At 72.5% G+C, this 21,522-nt stretch carries 20 protein-coding genes and 1 pseudogene; 10 read left to right on the top strand and 11 right to left on the bottom strand.

Annotated elements, in window-relative coordinates; genetic code table 11:
- Positions 1-28: 28 nt before the first annotated feature.
- The 4 genes from ABZ780_RS30675 to ABZ780_RS30660 are packed head-to-tail and all read left to right on the top strand — an operon-like array spanning position 29 to position 1,626.
- On the top strand, positions 29-217 hold the full coding sequence (locus ABZ780_RS30675) for a hypothetical protein (RefSeq protein ID WP_357000790.1): 189 nt from the start codon (positions 29-31) through the stop codon (positions 215-217).
- Complete coding sequence (locus tag ABZ780_RS30670; protein ID WP_357488273.1) at positions 214-549, top strand: Asp23/Gls24 family envelope stress response protein; 336 nt, start codon at positions 214-216, stop codon at positions 547-549. The genes ABZ780_RS30675 and ABZ780_RS30670 overlap by 4 nt, the downstream gene beginning before the upstream one ends.
- A 1-nt stretch (position 550) precedes the next feature.
- Positions 551-1,075 (top strand): hypothetical protein, encoded by a 525-nt coding sequence (locus ABZ780_RS30665; protein ID WP_357488272.1) that lies wholly within the window; start codon positions 551-553, stop codon positions 1,073-1,075.
- Positions 1,072-1,626: a hypothetical protein gene (locus tag ABZ780_RS30660; protein WP_357000783.1), complete on the top strand. Its 555-nt coding sequence runs from the start codon at positions 1,072-1,074 to the stop codon at positions 1,624-1,626. Before ABZ780_RS30665 ends, ABZ780_RS30660 begins: the two co-directional genes overlap by 4 nt.
- A gap of 63 nt (positions 1,627-1,689) precedes the next feature.
- On the opposite strand, the pseudogene ABZ780_RS30655 reads toward ABZ780_RS30660, so the two are convergent.
- Both ABZ780_RS30655 and ABZ780_RS30650 read right to left on the bottom strand, forming a co-directional pair.
- Positions 1,690-2,649, bottom strand: a pseudogene (locus ABZ780_RS30655) (TerC/Alx family metal homeostasis membrane protein); the annotation flags it as partial.
- A gap of 151 nt (positions 2,650-2,800) precedes the next feature.
- Positions 2,801-3,490 carry a CBS domain-containing protein gene (locus ABZ780_RS30650; RefSeq protein WP_357488271.1) on the bottom strand — a complete coding sequence of 230 codons (690 nt, stop codon included), beginning with the start codon at positions 3,488-3,490 and terminating at the stop codon, positions 2,801-2,803.
- 191 nt (positions 3,491-3,681) lie between these two features.
- Here ABZ780_RS30650 and ABZ780_RS30645 point away from each other — a divergent pair, with 191 nt between their 5' ends.
- Complete coding sequence (locus ABZ780_RS30645) at positions 3,682-4,239, top strand: hypothetical protein (RefSeq protein ID WP_357488270.1); 558 nt, start codon at positions 3,682-3,684, stop codon at positions 4,237-4,239.
- A 348-nt stretch (positions 4,240-4,587) separates the two neighbouring features.
- Positions 4,588-4,980 (top strand): FKBP-type peptidyl-prolyl cis-trans isomerase, encoded by a 393-nt coding sequence (locus tag ABZ780_RS30640; protein ID WP_357000775.1) that lies wholly within the window; start codon positions 4,588-4,590, stop codon positions 4,978-4,980.
- A 212-nt stretch (positions 4,981-5,192) separates the two neighbouring features.
- On the opposite strand, the gene ABZ780_RS30635 is transcribed toward ABZ780_RS30640, so the two are convergent.
- Positions 5,193-5,645 (bottom strand): STAS domain-containing protein, encoded by a 453-nt coding sequence (locus ABZ780_RS30635; protein WP_357000772.1) that lies wholly within the window; start codon positions 5,643-5,645, stop codon positions 5,193-5,195.
- Between the two features lie 371 nt (positions 5,646-6,016).
- Here ABZ780_RS30635 and ABZ780_RS30630 point away from each other — a divergent pair, with 371 nt between their 5' ends.
- Positions 6,017-7,033, top strand: a complete 1,017-nt coding sequence (locus tag ABZ780_RS30630) for an SMP-30/gluconolactonase/LRE family protein (RefSeq protein ID WP_357488269.1) — start codon at positions 6,017-6,019, stop codon at positions 7,031-7,033.
- An 86-nt stretch (positions 7,034-7,119) separates the two neighbouring features.
- Here the strand turns inward: ABZ780_RS30630 and ABZ780_RS30625 are convergent, their stop codons facing one another.
- Complete coding sequence (locus tag ABZ780_RS30625) at positions 7,120-8,388, bottom strand: Ig-like domain-containing protein (protein WP_357488268.1); 1,269 nt, start codon at positions 8,386-8,388, stop codon at positions 7,120-7,122.
- Between the two features lie 646 nt (positions 8,389-9,034).
- Between ABZ780_RS30625 and ABZ780_RS30620 the strand changes: the two genes are divergently transcribed.
- Both ABZ780_RS30620 and ABZ780_RS30615 read left to right on the top strand, forming a co-directional pair.
- Entirely contained in the window at positions 9,035-9,991 is a 957-nt protein-coding gene (locus ABZ780_RS30620; protein WP_357488267.1) for a sugar phosphate isomerase/epimerase, read from the top strand.
- 23 nt (positions 9,992-10,014) lie between these two features.
- Entirely contained in the window at positions 10,015-12,120 is a 2,106-nt protein-coding gene (locus tag ABZ780_RS30615; protein ID WP_357000761.1) for a PQQ-dependent sugar dehydrogenase, read from the top strand.
- A gap of 105 nt (positions 12,121-12,225) precedes the next feature.
- Here ABZ780_RS30615 and ABZ780_RS30610 read toward each other — a convergent pair whose 3' ends face one another.
- The 4 genes from ABZ780_RS30610 to pdhA form a co-directional block, all read right to left on the bottom strand.
- Complete coding sequence (locus ABZ780_RS30610; protein ID WP_357488266.1) at positions 12,226-13,905, bottom strand: right-handed parallel beta-helix repeat-containing protein; 1,680 nt, start codon at positions 13,903-13,905, stop codon at positions 12,226-12,228.
- Positions 13,906-14,037: 132 nt separating this feature from the next.
- Complete coding sequence (locus ABZ780_RS30605; protein WP_357488265.1) at positions 14,038-15,414, bottom strand: dihydrolipoamide acetyltransferase family protein; 1,377 nt, start codon at positions 15,412-15,414, stop codon at positions 14,038-14,040.
- The gene (locus ABZ780_RS30600; protein WP_357002751.1) at positions 15,411-16,427 is read right to left on the bottom strand and encodes an alpha-ketoacid dehydrogenase subunit beta; all 1,017 of its coding nucleotides are present in this window, start codon (positions 16,425-16,427) and stop codon (positions 15,411-15,413) included. The genes ABZ780_RS30605 and ABZ780_RS30600 overlap by 4 nt, the downstream gene beginning before the upstream one ends.
- On the bottom strand, positions 16,424-17,590 hold the full coding sequence (gene pdhA, locus ABZ780_RS30595) for a pyruvate dehydrogenase (acetyl-transferring) E1 component subunit alpha (protein WP_357488264.1): 1,167 nt from the start codon (positions 17,588-17,590) through the stop codon (positions 16,424-16,426). The genes ABZ780_RS30600 and pdhA overlap by 4 nt, the downstream gene beginning before the upstream one ends.
- Positions 17,591-17,767: 177 nt before the next feature.
- Here pdhA and ABZ780_RS30590 point away from each other — a divergent pair, with 177 nt between their 5' ends.
- Positions 17,768-18,202, top strand: coding sequence for an Lrp/AsnC family transcriptional regulator (locus ABZ780_RS30590; protein ID WP_357002748.1), 435 nt, complete (start codon positions 17,768-17,770; stop codon positions 18,200-18,202).
- Positions 18,203-18,206: 4 nt separating this feature from the next.
- Here ABZ780_RS30590 and ABZ780_RS30585 read toward each other — a convergent pair whose 3' ends face one another.
- From ABZ780_RS30585 to ABZ780_RS30575, 3 genes are read right to left on the bottom strand one after another with little or no spacing between them, the layout of a single operon-like run.
- Positions 18,207-19,178, bottom strand: a complete 972-nt coding sequence (locus tag ABZ780_RS30585) for a DNA primase small subunit domain-containing protein (RefSeq protein ID WP_357488263.1) — start codon at positions 19,176-19,178, stop codon at positions 18,207-18,209.
- A 37-nt stretch (positions 19,179-19,215) separates the two neighbouring features.
- The gene (locus ABZ780_RS30580; RefSeq protein ID WP_357488262.1) at positions 19,216-20,520 is read right to left on the bottom strand and encodes an acyltransferase; all 1,305 of its coding nucleotides are present in this window, start codon (positions 20,518-20,520) and stop codon (positions 19,216-19,218) included.
- 22 nt (positions 20,521-20,542) lie between these two features.
- Positions 20,543-21,517: an NAD(P)-dependent oxidoreductase gene (locus ABZ780_RS30575; protein WP_357488261.1), complete on the bottom strand. Its 975-nt coding sequence runs from the start codon at positions 21,515-21,517 to the stop codon at positions 20,543-20,545.
- Positions 21,518-21,522: the final 5 nt, after the last annotated feature.

The raw sequence follows: 21,522 nt of genomic DNA, 5'->3' as shown, positions 1-21,522 counted from the left end.
GCCGGTAGCGCACCGGCCGGGAGGTGACATGTCGCGACAGCAGTTCGGCTTCCTCGCCGGCTTCCTCGGGGTGGCGGTCTGGGCGCTCGCCGGCGTCGAGGTGACCGCCGTCGCCGTACTCGCCGGCCTGCTCGGCTGGCTCGTCGTCCGGGTGCTCGACGGTGACCTCGCGGTCACCGGGCTGGGCGACCGCACCGGCTCCCGGCGCCGCCGATGACCACCCGCCCGTCCACCACGACCGGCGTCGCCCCGACCGACATCGACGTGCCGACCGTCACGCGGATCGCGACCGAAGCGGCCCGTCAGGTACGCGGCGTCTGCGCGGTCAACCCGGCGTCCGTACGCCTGCACGACCGGTCCGTGGGCCTCGACCTGCATCTGATCACCTGGTACGGGCACAGCGTGTCCGCCGTCGCCGAGTCGGTCCGGGCAGCGGTGGCCGACGGGATCGCCGCCCGCACCGGCCTGACCGTGACGACGGTGACGGTCACCGTGGACGACCTGCTCGTCCCCGGCGTGGACGTCAGCGCCGCGGGGACGACCGGCTGAGATGCGTACCGTCAACCGGGTCGCCTCGGTGTTGCTGGCCGCCGCGCTGCTCGTCGGCGGCGCCCTGCTGGCCGTCCAGGCCCTGTTGGTCAGCCTGCACCGCCCGGCGTCGGTCCTGGACCGGACGGGCTGGTACGACACGCTGAGCGCCGCCCGGTGGCGCGACCCGACGGTCCGGGCGGTCGCCGGGGCGGCCGTGCTGCTCGGCCTGGCCATCCTCGTCGCCCAACTGCGCCGGTGGACACCGGTGCGGCTGCGGGTCGACGAGGCCGACGGCTGGCACCTGCACCGCCGCAGCGTGGAACGGCGTCTCGCCGACGTGGCGGGCGCCGTCCCGGGCGTACGCCGGGCCCGCGTCCGGGTCCGCCAGCGCGGCGGCCGGTGGCGCCCCCGGGTGCGCGCCACCGGCGATCCGGCGGCCCGGGTCGAGGTCGAGTACGCCGTACGCCAGGAGTTGCACCGGCTGGCCGCGCCACGGACCGGCCGGATCGAGGTCCGGTTGCCCCGTCGTGGACGGCCGGCATGACCAACGCCGCGCACCGCCTGCTGTGGACCATCCTCGCGCTGCTGCTGGTGGCGGGCGGCACGACGGCGCTGGCCCTCGGGTTCGGCGGGATACCCGGAGGTGATCCGGGCACGGCGCTGCTCAACGCCGGGCTGCTGGACCGGTGGCGACTGGCCGCCCCGTGGAGCACCCTGGCCGCGGCGGTCGCCGGCGTGCTGCTCGCCCTGACCGGGCAACGCATGCTCGCCCGAGAGCTACGCCGGCCCGGCACCGCACTGCACGGAACGCTCAGCCAGCCCGGTCGACGTCCGGGCCGGACCCGACTGGCCGCCGACGTTCTCGCCCACGCGCTGGAACGCGACCTGACCGCCGCCCCGGGCGTACGCCGGGCGCGGGTCGTGCTGACCGGCGCACCGCCGCACCCCGACGTGTGGATCAGCGTGGACCTGACGGCCGATGCCGGCAGCGTCCGCGAGCACGTCGACGCCGCCGTCCGCCGGTTCGCCGTGACGGCCGACTGCCACCCGGCGCACCTCGACGTGACGGCCCGGATCGAGCCCGGTCGCCCCTGACCCGCGCCTCAGAGGCCCGGGCTGGCGCCTCGCCGAGCTAGCTGGCGGCTGGGACGCCCGAATTCAGCGGGCGCGCCGGGCGGCCAGGATGCTCGCCCCGACGGCTACCGCCAGGGTCAGCACCACCACGGCGAGCGTCAACCAGATCGGCAGCTTGCCCACCGGCGTCTCGGCCAGGATCAGCTTCAACCCCGCGAAGGCGAGCAGCAGAGCCAGCCCGTAGCGCAGGTAGCCGAAGTGCCGCAACAGGCCCGCGAGGCAGAAGTAGAGGCTACGCAGCCCGAGCACGGCGAACGCGGTCGCCGTCCAGACAAGGAAGATGTTGGTGGTGATGGCGAGGATCGCCGCCACCGAGTCGATGGCGAAGATCACGTCGGTGGCCTCGATGGCGACCAGCGCCACCAGCAACAGAGTCGCCACCCGTCGACCGTCGACCCGGGCGGTGAAGTGGTCGCCGTGGAACCGGGCGTCGGTGGGCACCACCCGACGGAACAGCCGGACCACCACGTTGCGGTCCGGGTCGACGTCCGGCTCCCCGCGTACGGCCAGCCGCCACCCGGTCCAGATCAGGAAGGCGCCCAGCACGAACCCGGCCCAGGCCAGCCGCTCCAGCAGCTCGGCGCCCGCCACGATGAACAGCAGGCGGAACGCGAGCGCGCCGACGACCCCCCAGAACAGCACCTTGTGCTGATAGCCCGACGGCACCCGAAAATAGCCGAAGAGCAGGGCGAAGACGAAGACGTTGTCCACCGAGAGCGCCTTCTCCAGCAGGTAGCCGGAGTAGTACGCGATGGCCGCGTCCCCGCCGAGGCCCCACCAGACGCCCAGCCCGAACAGCAGGCCCGCGCAGATCCAGGCGGCGCTCCAGAGCAGCGCCTCGGGCAGTTCGATGACGTGGCTGTCCCGGTGCGACACCAGGTCGACTGCGAGCAGCACGATGATCACCGCACCGACCGCCACCCAGGCCCACAGCGGCACCGCGACCGTCACGTCAGTCACCGGCGCCCACCGCCTCGACCACGGCGCACCGCACCGCCACCTCGCTCGTACGCCGCCGCTGACAGCTGATCTGGCTCGCCGGCGGGCCGTTCCCGAGCCTAGGCGAACGGCCCGCCCGTCGTTGGGGCTCCGGCGAAAGCGTGGCCCGGGCCGTGTGCTGGCGGCCCGGCGGTCCTCAGGCGACCGGCATCACCTGACCCGGATCGGTGACCGTGTCGTCGGCGTTGTAGGCGATCGCGTTGATCACCCGCACGACGCCGCTGACCTGGCCCGCGAGCCGGCCCGCGAGGTCGACGGCGGAACGGCGGTCCAACCTGCCGGCCAGGGTCACCTCTCCGTGGCGGACCTCGACCGTCACCAGGCCGTCCCGCACGGCCAGCACCCGGCGCAGCACCTCCTGCACCACGTCCTCGCGGATCTCGGCGTCCGAGCGCAGGTGCACCCGTAGCAGGTCGGAGCGGCTGACGATGCCGACGAGCCGGCCCAGGTCGTCCAGGACCGGCAGCCGCTTGACCTGCTCACGGTCCATCAGCCGGGCGGCGGCCGACAAGGGCGCCTCCGGGTACGTGCTCACCGCCGGCGCGGTCATCAGGCCGCCGGCCAGCAACGGCTCGCTCTTGTCCCGCGCGCCGCGCCGACGGCGGCTCTCGAAGACCCGCCGCTGCGCCGGCTCACCAGCACGCTCGACCCGGTGCAGCAGGTCGGCTTCGGACACCACGCCCAGCACCCGACGGAACCCGTCGATCACCGGCACCGCGCTGACCCCGCGGCGCAGCACCACATCGACGATTTCCCGGTACGGGGTCCCCGCCTCCACGGTCACGACGTCCCGGGTCATCACGTCGCCCACCTGCCAGGTCCTCATCACGGCCTCCCTCTCAGTCCTCCACCTCGGACGTTAGGGCCGCACAGTGACGGTGGTCAGTGCCGTCGGACCGGGCCATGAGGGGTACAAGGTCCCGGGTCATCGCGGTCCTATCGACCCTGCTCACGCCGACGCGACGAGTGTCCAATGGAGATGCCACCGGGAAGCGCGGTGCGAGGCAACGAAGGGACGTGGAGACCATGACCGCGACGATCGAGCGGAACACCGGCGAGACCACCGCTCCGGCGGCGGGCACCACCCGGGAGAGGGCCGTCCGGTACATCCTGGCCGGCACCCGGATGGCTCTCGGCTGGATCTTCCTCTGGGCGTTCATCGACAAGCTGTTCGGCCTCGGGCAAGGCACCGAGGCGAAGAACGCCTGGATCAACGGGGGCAGCCCCACCAAGGGTTTCCTCACCTTCGGCGTGGCCGGGCCGTTCAAGGACCTCTACACCGGGATCGCCGGCGCGGCCTGGGCGGACTGGCTGTTCATGCTCGGCCTGGCCGGGATCGGCGTCGCTCTCCTGCTCGGCATCGGCATGCGGGTCGCCGCCGTCGCCGGTGGGCTGCTGCTGGTGCTCATGTGGACCGCCGTCCTGCCTCCGGAGAACAACCCCTTCATGGACGACCACCTGATCTACGCCGCGGTGCTCGCCGTCCTGGCGCTGGTCAACGCCGGCGACACCTGGGGCCTCGGCGGGGCCTGGGCGAAGCTGCCGATCGTCCGACAGGCGCCCTGGCTGCGGTGACCACACAGACCGCACCTCCCCCACGGCGGACGTCACCACCGGTGACGTCCGCCGACTCGTTTGCCCGCACCCCCGCAGGAGGCGCGCACTCGCACGGGAAGCCGGCCCTCGCAAGAGGGCCGCACTCGCGAGGGGTGCCGGCGACCCGACCCGGCTGCCGGCCTCCGCCGTCGATCCTGAGGTCGACCCCGGTCACGCTCATGATCGACACGGCGGTCCGGTAGGTCGCGCCCAGGGGTGTTGCCGGGCCGAGCTGGGCAGGTGGCGGGACCGCCGGGCATCGGCGACAGGCGATCCGGCAGGATCGAGGTGACCGGACACATCACCCAACACGGCAGGAGTTCCCGCATGAACCAGGCAGCAGGCGCCCGTTCGGGCAAGCCCGAGGTGGGTCCGATCGAGGGTGCGCCGCCGGCCGACCTCGTGATCGAGGACATCACCGTGGGCGAGGGCCCGCAGGCCGAACCGGGCCAGCTCGCCAGCGTGCACTACGTAGGCGTGTCGCACTCCACCGGCGGCGAGTTCGACTCGTCCTGGAACCGGGGCGAGGCGTTCGAGTTCCCGCTCGGCGGCGGTCAGGTCATCGCCGGCTGGGACCAGGGTGTCGTCGGCATGCGCGTCGGCGGTCGGCGCCGGCTCACCATCCCGCCGCACCTGGGGTACGGCGACCGGGGCGCGGCCGGCGTCATCAAGCCGGGCGAGACGCTGATCTTCGTCGTCGACCTGCTCGGCGTGCGCTGACGGATCATCGGTAGGGTCGTCGGCGCCCGCTGGCGACCCCACCGCTTCGTCTTCACTGGCCAGGCGGCGACCGCAGGCGACCGGGCTGTCAGACGACCGGGCGGTCAGGCGGCGACCGGCAGACGGCCGGGCTCAGGAGGCCGGGCTGTCAGGCTGCCGAGTTGTCAGGCTGCCGGGCGACCGGGTTGTCAGACTGTCAGGAGGCCGGGCGGTCAGGCGGCGACCGGCAGACGGCCGGTGGTCACAGTCGGCGGGCGGTGTGCGGCCACGGCCGGAACCGAGCGACGCGGCGCCCCGACCACCCCGGCGGGAACCGGCCGACGTGCGGCCTCGACCACCCGAGCGGGCTCCAGAATCGTCATCACCCGGTGCAGGCCGGTGACGCGCAGCACCCGGGCCACCACCGGCGTCGGGTCGACCAGGACGAGCTCGCCGCCCCGTGCCCGGATCCGCAGGTGCGCGGCGAGCAACGCGCGCACCCCGGCGGCGGAGAGCAGCCGCAACTCGGACATCTCCAGCTGGACGACCGGACGGGCTGGCGCGGACCACAGCGCGGACCGGAACGCGGCCACCGTGGCGATGTCGACCTCGCCGGCCACCCGCACCTGGACCACCCGGTCGCCCACGATGACCTGCACGTCGATCCGGTCGCTGCGATCTTCCATGCCATGAAATCTAGCCGCCACCACCGACAGTTTCGTCCCTCGACGGGGTGATTCCGGGTACGTCCAGGGTCAACCCCCGGGGTACCCCCTACTCCCTCTCAGGGTGCAGGCCAGCGCTCCCGCCTCGGGCCTTTCGGCCACCGACGGCCATTGATCCACTCGACATCGGCGATATGGGTGTGTCCAAGTCTCGGGACACCCCCACATCGCCGATACGGTGTCGATCACTCGTCGCCTTGAGCACCCCGTCACCGTCGACGGCACGCCGGCCCGGGTCGGCGCCGAACACGCCACCAGGCACGCCGACACAGGTCGCCGAAGCGGCGCGGTCGTGCGCCTCGCGGGCGGTGTTCCGGGTGGAGAATGACCCGATGGTGATTCCCCGGCCCCGGCCGCCCCGGCTGATCCGGCCCGTCCGCGAGCCGGCCACCGTTCCGCCCCCGCTCACCGGAGCGTGGGCCGCCATCGACCGCCGGCTCGACCACGTCGACCTGCTGCCCCTGCCCGACGGCGCCGTCGGGCCCGAGGACGTGCTGGTCGACGCGGCTGGGCGGGTGATCAGCGGCGACGAGGACGGCAACCTCTGGTGGTGGCCGACCGACGCTCCGGCGGGCACCCGACCCCGGTTACTGGCCGAGACCGGTGGCCGGCCGCTCGGCATCGAGGTGGACCCGTCCGGTGAGGCGCTGGTCGTCTGCGACGCGTACCGCGGGTTGCTGCGGGTCACTCCCGACGGGGCGGTTCGCGAGCTGACCGGGACGGCACCCCCGGTGCACCTGGCCAACAACGCGGCGGTGGCCCGCGACGGCACGGTCTACTTCACCGACAGCTCCGACCGGTTCCCGGTCTCGCACTGGAAGCGGGACCTGCTGGAGCACCGCCCCAACGGCCGCGTGCTGGCCCACCATCCGGGCAGCGGGCGCACCGACGTGGTGGTGGACGGGTTGTACTTCCCCAACGGGATCGCGCTGACCCCGGACGAGTCGGCGTTGATGGTGGTGGAGACCACCACCCACCGGCTGCTACGCGTCGAGTTGGGCGGCGGGGTCCGGGTGCTCGCCGACCTGCCCGCGTACCCGGACAATCTCTCCGCGGTGGGCGACGGGACGTACTGGATCGCGCTGCCCAGCCCTCGGGTGCCGATCGCCGAGCGGCTTCTGCCGCACCCCCGGCTGCGCCAGATCGCCGCGCTGCTACCCGACGCGATGCAGCCGCAGCCGCGCCGCTACGGGCTGGTCGCCCTGGTCGACGGGGAGGGCGCGGTCCGCCGGACGCTGCACGGCCCGGCCGGGCACTACTGGATGATCACTGGGGTACGCCAGCACGGCGACCAACTCTGGCTGGGCAGCCTGACCGGGTCCGGCGTGGCCCGCGTACCGCTGGATTGAACGCGCCTCGGCGCTGCGCGCCGGCAAGGGTGGCGGCCTGACGGGCCGGCCCGCCGTGCTGGCGGGCCGGCCTGGTCGACCGTGTGTCAGCGACCGCTGACCGAGGGCGCCGGGGCGGGTGAGCCACCGGCCACCGCGCCCGGGTGCGCCGGGGCGACCGGCGCGGGTTTGAGCCCGGGCGGCACCGGCAGGGCGCTGCCCTTGACGAACTCGTCCCAGCTCACGTTCCACGCCGTCCAGCCGTTGCCTGGCTGCAACTCGACCTCGGTGCCCTTGACGGTGACCAGGTCGCCAACCTGGGTCACCCCCATCAGCCAGTCCGCGGCGGCGGCGGAGACGTTCGCGCAGCCGTGCGAGACGTTGGTGTTGCCCTGGTCCCCCTCCGACCATGGGGCGGAGTGGATGAACTCGCCGCCCCAGGTGTAGCGCTGGGCGTCGTCCACGTCGACCACGTAGCCACCGTTCGGCTCGCCCCGGGTGTCGAAGGTGGTCCGCTCGTGCTTCTCCATGATCACCATCTTGCCGCTGGAACTGGGCGTGCTCGGCTTGCCGAGGCTGACCGGGATCCGGCGGATCTGCTTGCCGTCGCGCAGCACGGTCATCTGCTTGGTGGCGTTGTCGATCTCCAACGCGACCTGCTTGCCGATCTTGGAAGTCGCGGTCCGCTCGGCGTCACCGACGAGTTTCTTGCCGATGGGCAGCCCCTCCAGCCCGGCACGAACGCTGATCGTCGTGCCCGGCCGCCAGAAATCGGGCGCCCGGTAATACACCTGGCTTCCGTCCTCCAACCACGACCAGGCCCCCGGTTGCGGCGGATTCGTCTTTACGAACAACCGACGCTGGACATCCGCCCTGGCCTCTTTCGGAATTGCCGGGTCGAACGCCACGGTTACCGGCATCGCCGTGCCATACGTCCGGTTACCGACGAAATAGAGGGTGCTGGTGATCTGCGGTTTGGTGGACTTGGGCATCGTGGTGAAGGTCGTGGTCCGGGTGGTCGTCGCACCCGAGTCACCGGTTGCGGTGACCTCCGCCGTGTACGTACGTCGGGGTTGCAGCGGCGCGCTCGGCACCCACCCCGAGCCGTCCTCCCGCGGCTCAGCCGAGACCTGCTTACCCTTGTCGTCGGTGAGACGGACGGCGGTGACCCGCCCGCCCTTGACCACCGTGCCCACCTCGGCACTGACCGGAACGTCCCGGGTCTTGTCCCCCGGCGTCACGGTGAGCTCCGGCGGCGGGGCGTGTTCCTTGGCCGTCTTGGCTGCCGAGTCCCGATCGGCGGTGCATCCACCCAGCACGAGCGGTGCGGCTGCGATGGTTACCGCCAACAGCGTCAATCGCCGCCTAGGCGTCATGTTCAGTCCCCCCGTTTCGACTTCCCTCCGCCACATTCTGGCGGCCCGGCCAGGGTCGTCCATGCCATTCGGAAATAATCGGCGGCGCATTTATCGGTGCATTTTCCGGCGCTGTGCCGTTGACGAATAAAGCGCACAACTGCCGCCTGTGGGTCCCGCCCGACCCCCGCCAACCCACCCGGCCCGCAACGTCCCGTCCCATCCTCGGCACGCCGCCGTCGCACCTGTTGCCACGGATGCGCCGCTTTCGGCCGTGCGGCGCGCGACCCCGCACAGCGGGGCGACGAACGACGCGAGATCGACGATGCGGGGCACGGGCTGTGGGCCGTGCGACCGACCACCGCACCTGGTGGGCGCACTTTTGTCAGGTGGAGCGAAACTTCTGCCAATCGATACAAAGCTTTGCCTTCGTCCGGAGGCAAGGGTAGGGTCCCGATTCAGATAGAGGGTTGCCCATCCGTCGATCAGCCTGCCGCCGCCCACACCGGGTCGCCGCGTTCCGACCCACACGGGTCCGGGCCGCACCCGCGCGCCGTCCCGCACCGTCCAGCCGGAGTCCGCCTCCGGCCGGTTCGGCGCGCCCGGACGGCGGCAGCCGGTCGACTGCCGCCGACGGCACACCAGCCGTCAGGAAGGGACCACCACCATGGATCACCAGAGGAACCAGTCGGTGCCGACAACGGCGTCCGAGCCGGTCAGCAGACGCGGTGTGCTCCGCGCCGCGACCGTCTCCGCCGCCGCCGTCGGCACCGCCGGCCTGCTCGCCGGCCCGGCCAGCGCCGCACCGGCGGGGCACTCCCACGGCCGGCGCCGGGTGCCGACCGACCGGATCAGCATCCAGCTCTACACCGTGCGTGACCAGCTCGCCGCCGACCTGCCCGGCACCCTGGCCGCCCTGCGGCGCATCGGCTACCGCAGGGTGGAGCACGCCGGCTTCGTCGGGCGTACGGCCGCACAGTTCCGCGCCGCGCTCGACGCGGCCGGGCTGCGCTCCACCTCCGGGCACGTCGGCATCCCGCAGCCGTTCGACGCCGCCACCTGGGAACGCGCCCTCGCCGACGCGAACGTGGTGGGCAGCAAGAAGATCGTCCACCCGTACTTCGGTCGCGACGCGCAGGGGCGCCCGATCCGGGACCCCGCCGTCTACCGTGCCCTGGCCCGGGACCTCAACCAGGCCGGCCGGCTGGCCGAGCGCGCCGGTCTGGACTTCGGGTACCACAACCACCAGTTGGAGTTCGTGCCGCTGACCAACGGGTCGACCGGCTTCGAGATCCTCGCCGGGCAGACCGATCCTCGGCTGGTGCACTTCGAACTCGACCTCTACTGGACCTGGCGAGGCGCGCACGACCCCGTCGACGTGATCCAGGCCAACCGTGGCCGGATCCGCCAGGTGCACGTCAAGGACCTGGACGTCGAGGGTGGCTTCGCCGACCTCGGCGACGGCGTCATCGACTTCGGCCGGATCTTCGCCCACGAGCGGGAGGCGGGCATCGAGGAGTACATCGTGGAGCGCGACGACGCGGGCACCCCGCCGCGCGCCCCCGCCGACGCCCTGGACACCGCCCGGGTCGGCTTCGACTATCTCGCCTCACTCCGGTACTGACCACCACTTCGGGGGACTACCTGATGAACAGGACCGCTTTCGCGTCCGCCCTGCTCCTGGTGACGGCCGGCCTGGCCGTACCGACGGCAGCGGCGGCAGCTCCCGCGGCGGCCGCCGCGCCGCCGGACAGCAGCTTCCAGAAGGTGACGCTCAACGACTTCCCCGGCGAGCCGATGAGCCTCGCCGTCCTGCCCGACCTGCGCGTGCTGCACACCTCCCGCACCGGTGAGGTCCGCATCCACGACCCGCGCACCGGGCTGAACACCCTCGCCGCCGACATCCCGGTGTACGAGCACGACGAGGAGGGGCTGCAAGGGGTCGCCATCGACCCGAACTTCGCCAAGAACAAGTGGGTCTACCTCTACTACTCGCCGCCGATGAACACCCCGGTCGACGACCCGGCCACCCCCGACGTCAACGAGGGGGACGCGCCGCTGGTCGGCACCGAGGCGGACTGGCAGCGGTTCCGAGGCGCGCTGCGGCTGTCCCGGTTCAAGCTGGAGGGGATGAAGCTCAACCTCAGCACCGAGCAGCAGATCATCGACGTGCCCACCGACCGCGGCATCTGCTGCCACGTCGGCGGTCAGATCGACTTCGACAGCAAGGGCAACCTGTACCTGTCGACCGGTGACGACACGAACCCGTTCTTCTCCGACGGCTACATTCCGATCGACGAACGGGCCGACCGCAACCCGGCGTTCGACGCCCAGCGCACCTCCGCCAACACCAACGACCTGCGCGGCAAGCTGCTGCGCATCAAGGTGAAGGCCGGTGGGGGTTACACGGTGCCGGCCGGCAACCTCTTCAAGAAGGGGACGGCGCAGACCCGCCCGGAGATCTACGCGATGGGGCTACGCAACGCGTTCCGGTTCGCCGTCGACCGGCGCACCGACAACGTGTACCTGGCCGACTACTCCCCGGACGCCTCCACGGCCAACCCGCAGCGCGGGCCCGCCGGGCACGGCCGGTGGATGCTGATCGACAAGCCGGCGAACTACGGCTGGCCGTACTGCGTGACACCGACCATCGCCTACCGCGACTACGACTTCGCGACCGGTCAGTCCGGCCCGAAGTTCAACTGCAAGCGCCCGGTCAACGACTCGCCCCACAACACCGGCAAGCGTCAACTGCCGCCGGTCGAGCAGCCGGAGGTCTGGTACCCGTCCGCCGCGTCGGGTGAGTTCCCGCAGCTGGGCACCGGCGGCATCGGCCCGATGGGCGGCCCGGCGTACGACTACGACGGGACCAGCACCTCGCGGACCCGCTGGCCGGCCTACTACGACGGTGTGCCGCTGTTCTACGAGTGGACCCGGGACTACATCAAGGAGTTCCGACTCGACTCGCGCGGTGACGTCAAGGACATCCGGTCGGTGGTGCCGTCCCTGGTGGTGGACAACCCGATGGACATGGAGTTCGGCCCGGACGGCGCGCTCTACGTGCTGGAGTACGGCGACGGCTACTTCGCCGAGAACCCGGACGCCCAGCTGTCCCGGATCGACTTCGTCCGTGGCAACCGCACGCCGATCCCGAAGATCAGCGCGACCCCGACCGCCGGGCAGGCGCCGTTGACCGTGGCGTTCTCCAGCGCCGGCACCACGGACCCGGACGGCGACCGGCTCAGCTACGCGTGGGACTTCAACGCGGACGGCTCGGTGGACAGCACCGCGGCGAACCCGACCTGGACGTTCCAGGAGAACGGGGCGTACACCCCGACGGTGAAGGTGACCGACCGCACCGGACGGTCGGCCGCGGCCACCCTGCCGCTGCTGGTCGGGCCACGCGCGCCGGTCGTCGAGTTCGTCGCCCCGGTGGCCGGGCAGCCCTTCCAGTTCGGGCAGACGGTCGCGTACGAGGTGCGGGTCACCGACGACCTGCCGGTGGACTGCTCGCGGGTGAAGGTCACCTACGTGCTCGGCCACGATGAGCACGGGCATCCGCTCTCCTCGGCGACCGGGTGCTCCGGGACCATCGCCACCTTCGTCGACGGTGGGCACGGTGGGGCCGACAACCTGACCGCGGTCTTCGTCGCGGAGTACACCGACGCGCCGACCGATCCCGGCGTGCCGGCGCAGACCGGTACGGCGACTGTCGTGCTGGATCCCGACCCGGTGGCCGGCCTGGCCGGCTGACCGACGCGGACTGACGGTGGCGGCGGCCGGACCACTCCGGTCGCCGCCACCGGACGCCCGCTCAGGCCCAGGCTGCCGCCGAGCAGCCCGCCCAGATCCAGTCGCTCAGGCCCAGTCGCTGTCGACGTGGTTGTCGCGCCAGCGTCCGCCCACCGGCGGAGTGTCCAGCCGCATCCCGTCCTCGGCGTTGCCGGCGAGGTCGTTGTCCTCGACCCGGCAGTCCACGCAACTGCCCCGCTCGGTGATCCACAACCCGTGGGTCTGGGTCTTGTCCTCGTGGTTGTCCCAGATCCGGTTGCCGCGAATCGTGGCCGAGTCGAACGCCGCGTCGATGGTGATGCCGGCCCGCCGCCCGGGTGCCGCGGACAGCTCGTACCGGCAGCCCGGTGGCGGGACGTCGCCACTCCACGCGCTTATCGCGTCGGGCCGGACCGGTGCCAGCACCAGCTCCTCGCCGGTGTTCGAGGCGACCACGGCCACCGACCGCCCGACCCGCAGGACCTTTCCCCGGTGCCCGTCGGTTGGCCAGTGGGCGGCCCGGTCCACCACGGACCGCTCGGCGTAGCGGACGCTCTCGCCGGCGCCGCCGGTGCCGTCGGCGCGCTGCTGGCCGTTGTTGCGGATCCGGTTGTTCAGCAGCACCGCGTCGGTCATCTGGTGGTCGATCCGGACGGCGTCCAGCCCGTTGTTCCAGAACTCGTTGCTCTCGATCACCACGTCCCGGATCGGGCCCAGGTAACCACGCCCGAGGTCGTGCCCGTGATAGCCGTGCCGGCCATTGCCGCTGATCCGGTTGCCCCGGATGGTGTACGGGCCGGGGCTGTTGCCGATGCTGACGCCGTCGCGGAGGTTGCCGTCGATGACGCAGTCGCTGAGCAGCCCACCCCGTCCGGCCACGCCCGCCGTGCCCTGCGCCGAGATGTCGAAGCCGGCCTCCAGGTTGCCGACCATCGTGCAGGCGGAGACGATGAGACCGTCGGCGCCCCAGTCGGAGATCCCGAACCGGTTGCCCTGGCTGTGGCAGCCGATAATGCGGTAGCCGCGTGGCGGCGTCCAGTAGTCCTTCTGAAGCTCCAGGAAGATGCCGTTGGTGCCGTTGGCCAGGGTGGTGCAGTTGGCGATGGTCAACCGCTCCATGTCGCCCCACCCGCCGATGCCCACACCGATGCCGGCGCCGCCCATCTGCTCGCCGTTGTCCAGCCGGCCGCAGCCGACCACCACCACGCCGTCGATCAGGCTGTCCTGGAGGAAGTCGCAGCCCAGGCCGGTGGCCGCGGTGTGGTGGATGAAGAGGTTGCGGAAAACACCGCGCACCATGTACTGCAGGCCCAGGCCCTTGGCGAGGTAGTTGTACTCGGCCATCGCCACGCCGGATCCGTCGATCTCGAAGTCGGCGAAGGTGCAGTCGGCGATGTGCCGGTCCCGGTCGGCGCCGTGCTGCAGGGTGGTCCAGAACGCCAACGGGGTGGGGTCGGTGCGGTTGCCCTCGTTGCTGAGCAGGAACCGGGTCGCCGCCGGGCCCGCCCCGATCAGGGAGACGCCGCTGCGCCACACCGTGCCGGCGTCCCGGATCGAGTAGATGCCCGGTGGGCAGTAGATGACCCGGGCTCGCCCGTCCGACGCGTAGCCGGCGCCCAGGCGGTCCACGAGGGCGGCCAGCGCCGGCTGGTCGTTCGTCTCGCCGTCGCCGCGCAGGCCGTACTCCCGCGCGTCGCAGTGCAGTGGAGCGCCGGCCGAGGCGGGTCGTCGCTCCCGGACGGCATTACGAAGCTCCTGGTACGTCACGGACCGACTCCCTTCGACGCGCCTGGTGCGCTCCGGCGGAGCCGACTTCCCGATCCGACGTCCGGGAAACCCCCGGGACGCGGACGGCCCCGGCGCCCGCACAGGGCGGCGCCGGGGCCGGGGTACGTCGTCTCAGACGGCGGCGATCAGCAGCGCCGGGCGCTCCACGCAGTCGGCGACGTGCCGCAGGAAGCCGCCGGCCACCCCGCCGTCGCAGACCCGGTGGTCGAAGGTGAGGCTCAGCTGCGTCACCTTGCGCACGGCCAACTGCCCGTCGACCACCCACGGCTTGTCCACGATCCGGCCCACGCCGAGCAGGGCCGCCTCCGGGTGGTTGATGATCGGTGTGGAGCCGTCCACGCCGAACACCCCGTAGTTGTTGAGCGTGAACGTGCCGCCGGTCAGCCGGGCCGGCGGCAGCGTGCCCGCCCGCGCCTGCGCCGTGGTGGCCGCCAGCTCGGCGGCCAACTCGGCGGTGGTGAGCCGCTGGGCGTCGCGCAGCACCGGAACGAGCAGACCCCGGTCGGTCTGCGCGGCGATACCCAGGTGCACGCCTGCGGACTGGACGATCCGCTGCCCCTCGGTGTCGACCCGGGCGTTGAGCTGCGGGAACCTGCGCAGCCCGCTGAGGCAGATCCGGGCCAGCAGGGCCAGGATGCTCACCGGCGCGTCCGGGGTCGCCGCGTTGATCGCGGCCCGGGTCTCCAGCAGGCCGGTGGCGTCCACGTCGACCCAGATGGTCACCTCGGGGATCTCCCGCCGGCTGCGGGACAGCTTGTCCGCGATCACCTTGCGCACGCCGGTGAGCGGAACGATCACGTCGCTGTCCCCGGCGGTCGCCGGGGCGACGTGCGGGTCCGGAGCGGCGGCGAGCCGGGCCGCGGGCGGGGCCAGCACCGCCTCCACGTCGGCGCGACGGATCACTCCACCGGGGCCGGTGCCGCGTACCGTGCTCAGGTCGACGCCCCGGTCGCGGGCCAGCCGCCGGACGATCGGCGAGATGACCAGCGCCGCGCCCGGCACCGCGGCGCGTGCGGCCGGGCCTGTGCCGTCCGCCGGGCTGCTCCCGGCGGCCGTGTCAGGTGCCGCGCCCTGCGGGGAGTCGGTCGGCTCGGGCGCCACCGCCAGCCGGGGCCGGCGTCGACGGCGGGTCGCGCCGCCGTGCCCGGTGCCGTACCCGATCAGCACGTTGCCGGAGCCGGCCCGCTCCTCCTCACGGTAGGTGGCGTGCCCGGCCGGCTCGTCGCCGTCGCCGTCCAGCGGGGCGATGGTGATCAGCGGCTGGCCGACCGGACGGACCTCACCGGCCGCGCCGTGCAGGGTCACCACCCGTCCGGCGTACGGGCAGGGCACGTCGACGACCGCCTTGGCGGTCTCCACCTCGACCACGCTCTGGTCGACCGTGACCACGTCACCCACGGCCACCCGCCACTCGACGATCTCGGCCTCGCTCAGCCCCTCGCCCAGGTCGGGCAGGAGGAAGACCTGCGTCCGCTCGACCGTGGTCATGCCGCGCTGCCCTGCGTCGACCAGCGCGCGTCCGGCTGGTCGTCCCACTGCAACCGGGCCACCGCGTCGAGCACCCGGTCCACCCCGGGAAGGTGGGTGTGCTCCAGCATCGGCGCCGGGTACGGGATGTCCAGCCCGGCCACCCGCAGCACCGGCGCGTGCAGCGCGTGGAAGCAGCGCTCCTGCACGCGGGCGGCGATCTCCGCGCCGACACCGGCGAACCCGGGCGCCTCCTGGATCACCACGCACCGGCCGGTACGCCGCACCGAAGCGGTGATGGTGGCGTCGTCGAACGGCACGATGGTGCGTACGTCCACCACCTCCAGGTCCCAGCCCTCCTCGCGGGCGGCCTCGGCGGCCTCCAACGCCACCGGCACCGCCGGCCCGTACGCCACCAGGGTGGCGTCGCGTCCCGGCCGGCGCACCACGGCCCGGCCGAACGGTTCGGCGCGCGTCGGCAGCTCAGCCTCGGCGCTGGCGAAGTAGAGCTTCTTGGGCTCCATGAAGACCACCGGGTCGGGGTCGTCGATCGCCTCGCGCAGCAGCGAGTACGCGTCGGCCACGGTCGCCGGGGTGACGACCTTCAGGCCGGGGGTGTGCGCGTAGTACGCCTCGGACGAGTCACAGTGGTGTTCCACCCCGCCGATGCCGCCGGCGTACGGCACCCGGATGACGATGGGCACGCTCAGCGCCCCCCGGGTCCGGTTGCGCAGCTTCGCCACGTGCGAGGCGATCTGCTCGAACGCCGGGTACGCGAACGCGTCGAACTGCATCTCGACGACCGGCCGCAGCCCGGACATGGCCAGGCCGACGGCGAAGCCGACGATGCCGGCCTCGGCGAGGGGCGTGTCGAAGCAGCGCTTCTCACCGAAGCGGGCCTGGAGGCCGTCGGTGATCCGGAAGACGCCGCCGAGCTGGCCGACGTCCTCACCGAAGACGACGACCCGATCGTCGGCCGCGAGGGCGTCGGCGAGCGCGGTGTTGAGGGCCTTCGCCATGGTGGTGGCCATCAGGCGGCACCGTCCTCGTCGCTCGCGGCGGCCAGTTCGGCGCGTACCTGCTCGCGCTGCTCGACCAACTGCGGAGTCGGCTCGGCGTAGACGTGGTCGAAGAGGCTCAGCGGGTCGACGGTGGGTTGGGTGTTCATCCGGGCCCGCAGGTCCGCCGCGTACGCCTCGGCGACCTCGGCGACCTCGGCGACCGCCGCGTCGTCGAGCACCCCGCGCGCCCGCAGGTAGGTCTCCAGGCGGGCGACCGGGTCGCGGTCACGCCAGGCGTCGACCTCGGCGCTGTCGCGGTAGCGGGTCGCGTCGTCGGCGTTGGTGTGCGGCTCCATCCGGTAGGTGTGCGCCTCCACCAGGAACGGCCCGTTGCCGGCGCGGGCGTGCTCCACCGCGCGGGTCAGCACGGCGAGCACCGCCACCGGGTCGTTGCCGTCGACCTGCTCGCTGGGCACCCCGTAGCCGACGCCCTTGTACGCCAGCGACGGCGCGGCGGTCTGCCGGGACAGCGGGACGCTGATGGCGTACCGGTTGTTCTGAACGAAGTAGACGACCGGCGCCTTGAACACGGCGGCGAAGTTGATGCCCTCGTGGAAGTCGCCCTCGCTGGTCGCGCCGTCGCCGATGAAGGCCAGCGCCACGGTGTCGCGGCCCTGGTACGCCTCACCGTGCGCCAACCCGGCGGCGTGCACGCACTGCGTCGCCAGGGGGGTGCACTGCGGCGCGGTCCGCACCTCGGTCGGGTCGTAGCCGCAGTGCCAGTCGCCGCGCAGCAGGGTGAGCACCTCGACCGGGTCGATGCCCCGGGCGACCAGCGCCATCGACTCCCGGTAGGTGGGGAACACCCAGTCGGTGTCCCGGACCGCGAGCACCGCGGCGACCTGGCAGGCCTCCTGGCCTCGGGAGGACGGATAGACGGCCAGCCGGCCCTGCTTGGTCAGGGCGGTCGCCTGGGTGTCGAACCGGCGGCCGAGCACCATCCGGCGGTACAGCTCGCGCAGCGCCTCGACGGGCGGCTCCGGATAGTCGGTGCGGGCGGGCAGCGGCGTGCCGCGCTGGTCGAGCAGGCGGACCGGTTCGGCGGTCGGCAGCAGCGGGCGCGCCGGGTCGGGCGGGGTGGCCGCCCGACGGGTGCGCGGGGATGCCCTGCGGACCGCCTGGGGTGTGGTCGTCACGGCGGGACCTCCTGGGACGTGTGGTGGGCCTATGCTTCCGCCATCGGATGATTGACTCAAGATCCACGGCGAAGGCGGGACGATCGGCATGGAAAGGGCGCTTCGGTGAGCCAGGAGGCCGCCGACGGGGTGGGCCGCGCCATCGGATCGGGACGTTCGGCCCGAGCGCTGGACGAGGTGGACCGCCGGATCCTCGACGAGTTGGCCCGGGACGGGCGGACCTCGGTGCGGACCCTGGCCGAACGGATCCACATCTCCCGCACCAACGCGTACGCCCGGGTGGAGCGCCTGCTGCGCGACGGGGTCATCACCGGGTTCCGGGCCCAGGTGGCGCCCGAGGCGGCCGGGTTGGGCACCTCGGCGTACATCGCGTTGACGATCCAGCAGAACACCTGGCGGGAGGTGTCGGCCGAGCTGGCCCAGGTGCGCTACATCGAGCACGCCGCCCTGCTCGGCGGCGACCACGACGTGCTCGCGCTGGTCCGCGCGCCGGACAATGCCGCGCTGCGGGACGTGGTGCTGGGCCGGGTGCAGAGCATCCCCGGAGTGCTGTCCACCCGCACCTGGCTGGTCTACGAGGAGTTCGACGGGGCCGGCAGCCCCTGGGCGTGACCGCTCAGCGCTCCGGCGGAGCCTCCACGCCGTCCCGGTCGGCCAGCGCCAGCAGCGGCTCCAACGAGTGCCGCTCGCCGTCGAGGCCGGCGTGCGGGTCACCCCGCTCGGCGAACCGGGCCGGCACGGACAGCACGTCGAAGTCCTCCGGCCGGGCGTCGTCCAGCTCCGCCCAGTCCAGCGGCGCCGACACCAACGCCCGGGGCGTCGGCCGGATCGAGTACGCCGAGGCCATCGTGTGGTCCCGCGACATCTGGTTGTAGTCGACGAACACCGGCCGGTCCCGCTTGTCGCGCCACCAGGTGGTGGTGACCAGCTCCGGCAGCCGGCGCTGCATCTCCCGGCCCAGCGCGAGCACCGCCCGGCGGCACTCGCCGAAGCTCCACCGCGGCTCGATCGACAGGTAGATGTGCAGGCCCCGCCCGCCGGTGGTCTTCGGGTAGCCGGTCAGGCCCAACTCGGCGAGGAACGCCCGCACCTCCCGGGCCACCGGCACCACCTGCTCGAAGCCGACGCCCGGCATCGGGTCCAGGTCGATGCGCAGCTGGTCGGGGCGCTCCACGTCGGCGGCGGTCACCGGCCACGGGTGAAAGCGCAGGGTGCCCAGGTTGGCCGCCCAGATCACCACGGCCAGTTCGCTGGGCGCGACCTCGTCGGCGGTGCGGCCACTGGGAAAGGTGATGTGCGCGGTGCGCACCCAGTCGGGCGCGCCCGCTGGCAGCCGCTTCTGATAGAAGGCGTCGCCCCGGTTGGTCTGCCGGGTGGCGATCGTCGCGCCCTCGAAAACGCCGCGCGGCCAGCGTTCCAGCATGGTCGGCCGGTCGCGCAACGCGCGCAGGATGCCGTCGCCCACCGCCAGGAAGTAGCGGACAACGTCGAGCTTGGTCAGCCCACGCTCCGGAAAGTACGGCTTGTCGGGGCTGGAGACGCGGACCAGCCGCTCCCCCACCCGGATCTCCTCCGCCGCCGTGGCCACGCCCCCGAGGGTACGACGCCGACTGCCGGCCGGCGGGCTACCGGCCGGGGACCAGCGTGGCGCGCTGCTGCGGCAACTCCTGCGTCGCGTCGCCGACCGACACCGGCGGCGTCGACGGTGGTTCCTCGGCAACCGCGGTCTGCTGCTCGACCGGCACCGTCTGCGACGACCGGCGGGCCACGAAGCCCGGCGTCCAGTCCTTCAACCGCAACGCCGGCCGCTCGACCAGCTTCCAGGACACGAACGCCGCGGCGAAGGCCGCCGCCACCGACATCGCCGCGAACGGCACGTACCCCCAGCGGCTCCAGCCGAGGCTCGCCATCACCTGCTGGAAGATGAACCCGTAGATGTAGATGCCGTACGAGTAGTCGTTCTTGCGACCCACCCAGTGCAGTTGACGCGGCATCCGCACCGACAGCCAGACCAGCAGGTACGCGAACGCGGGCAGCCCGATGACGAAGAAGCCGCCGAAGAGCAGCGACAGCCCGAGTGCCAGCGCCGAGCCGATGCCGAGCGCGTCGTTGATCGGCACCCGCTCCCGGTAGAGGTCCAGGGTCGCGCCGAAGGCGAACAGGAAGCCCAGGTAGACGATGTAGTGGAAGCTCATGACGCCCACCAGGGGCGAGTCGAAGGTCCAGGCCGCCGTGGACACCGGGCCGCTCACCCGCCCCGAGCTCACCCAGTCCTGCAGGATGCTCAGGTAGAGGGCGACGGTCAGGAACAGCACGAACCGGCGGGCGTTGCGCAGCACCGCCGTCACGGCCAGCACGCCCACCACGACGTAGCAGAACATCTCGTACTTGAGCGACCACAGCGCGCCGTTGAAGACGCTGGAATTGCTCTTCTCACCCCACGGGGTGGTCTCCTTGAGCAGGTCCTGGATGCCGTACTGACGGACGCCGGTCCACCAGTTCGCCTGCAGGTACGCCAGCGGGCCGCCCCGGTCCCAGGCGTTGTCGAAGAAGCCGCCGGTGGTGCCGTGCTCGCGCAGCGCGACCAGCGGGGCGACCACCAACGCGGTGATCAGCAGGCAGACCCAGAGACCGGGGAAGATGCGCAGGGCGCGGTGCCACGTGTAGCGGATGATGCCGGTACGCCGGGCGCTGCGGGTGATCAGCAGGCCGGAGAGCACGAAGAAGCCGTACACGGCCATGGTGCCGACGTTGGTCTGCCGACCGGTGAGGTGGTAGCCGAGGTCGCTGGCGCCGAAGCCGAGCGGCTTGGAGTGCGACAGCACGACGCCCACCGCGAGGCAGAGCCGGATCAGCCCGATGCCGTTGCTGCGGCCGGAGAGCATGTCGGCCAGCGTGCCGCGGGACCGGACGAGGGCGGGGATAGTCATGCGGCCAGGAACCTCTCGACCATCAGGCGGGCACCTCGGCGCCGGCGTGCTCCCACAACTGCTTCATCTCGGTGTGCAGATCATCGCTCGGCGCCCAGCCGAGCACCTCGGCGGCCAACCCGACGTCCAGCCGCTGCCAGGTCGTCTCGGCCGGGCCGGTGCGCTCGCCCTCGATGAGGTCGGTCGGGACCCCACTCACATCGATGAGAAGCTGGACCATATCACGCGCGCTGGCCGCCACCCCCCGACCGATGTTGATCACGCGACCGGCCGCCTGGGGTCGGACCGCGGCCAGCAACACGGCGGCGACGACGTCGCTGAGCCCGACGAAGTCACGGCGGGAACCCAGCGGGGCCAACTCCAGTCGGGCCCGCTCACCGGCCCGCTGGGCATCGCGCAGCTTTCCCGCGACCACGCCGAGCAGGCTGTGCCCGGGCTGGCCGGCGCCGATGACGTTGCCGACCCGCAGCGTGACGCCCTCGATCAGACCCCGCCGGTCGGCCTCGGCGACCGCGGTGGTGCAGCGCACCTTGAACCCGCCGTACGGCATGACCGGGGCGGCGGGCAGCGTCTCGGGCATCGACGTGTCGACCGGGACCAGCCCGTACTCGTGCACGCTGCCGAGCTGGATCACCCGGACCCGCCGGGGCAACCGGCCGGCGGCCTCGATCAGCCGCTCGACCAGGGTGACGTTGACCGCGAGCATCTGCTCGTCGGTCAGCCCCCACATCCCACCCGCCGCGTTGATCACCACGTCGGAGTCGAGCTCCCGCAGCACGTCGGTGATCTCGTCGACGTCGGCGGCGGCCAGGTCCAGGGCGCGGACCACCACCCCCGGGCCGAGGTCCCTCGGCTGGCGCGCGACGGCGACCACGGCGTGCCCCTGGTCGGCCAGCGCACGGCAGATGGGACGACCGAGGAAGCCCGTACCGCCGAGCACCGCCACCCGCAGGGACGGCCCGGCGTCCTCGCCACGGTGCCATGGTCTGACGCTCATGCCGC

The organism is Micromonospora sp. NPDC047467, assembly GCF_040643095.1.
Classification (GTDB): domain Bacteria; phylum Actinomycetota; class Actinomycetes; order Mycobacteriales; family Micromonosporaceae; genus Micromonospora.
The sequence above is the reverse complement of the archived record's forward strand: the minus strand, read 5'-3'. Positions and strand labels throughout refer to the sequence as shown.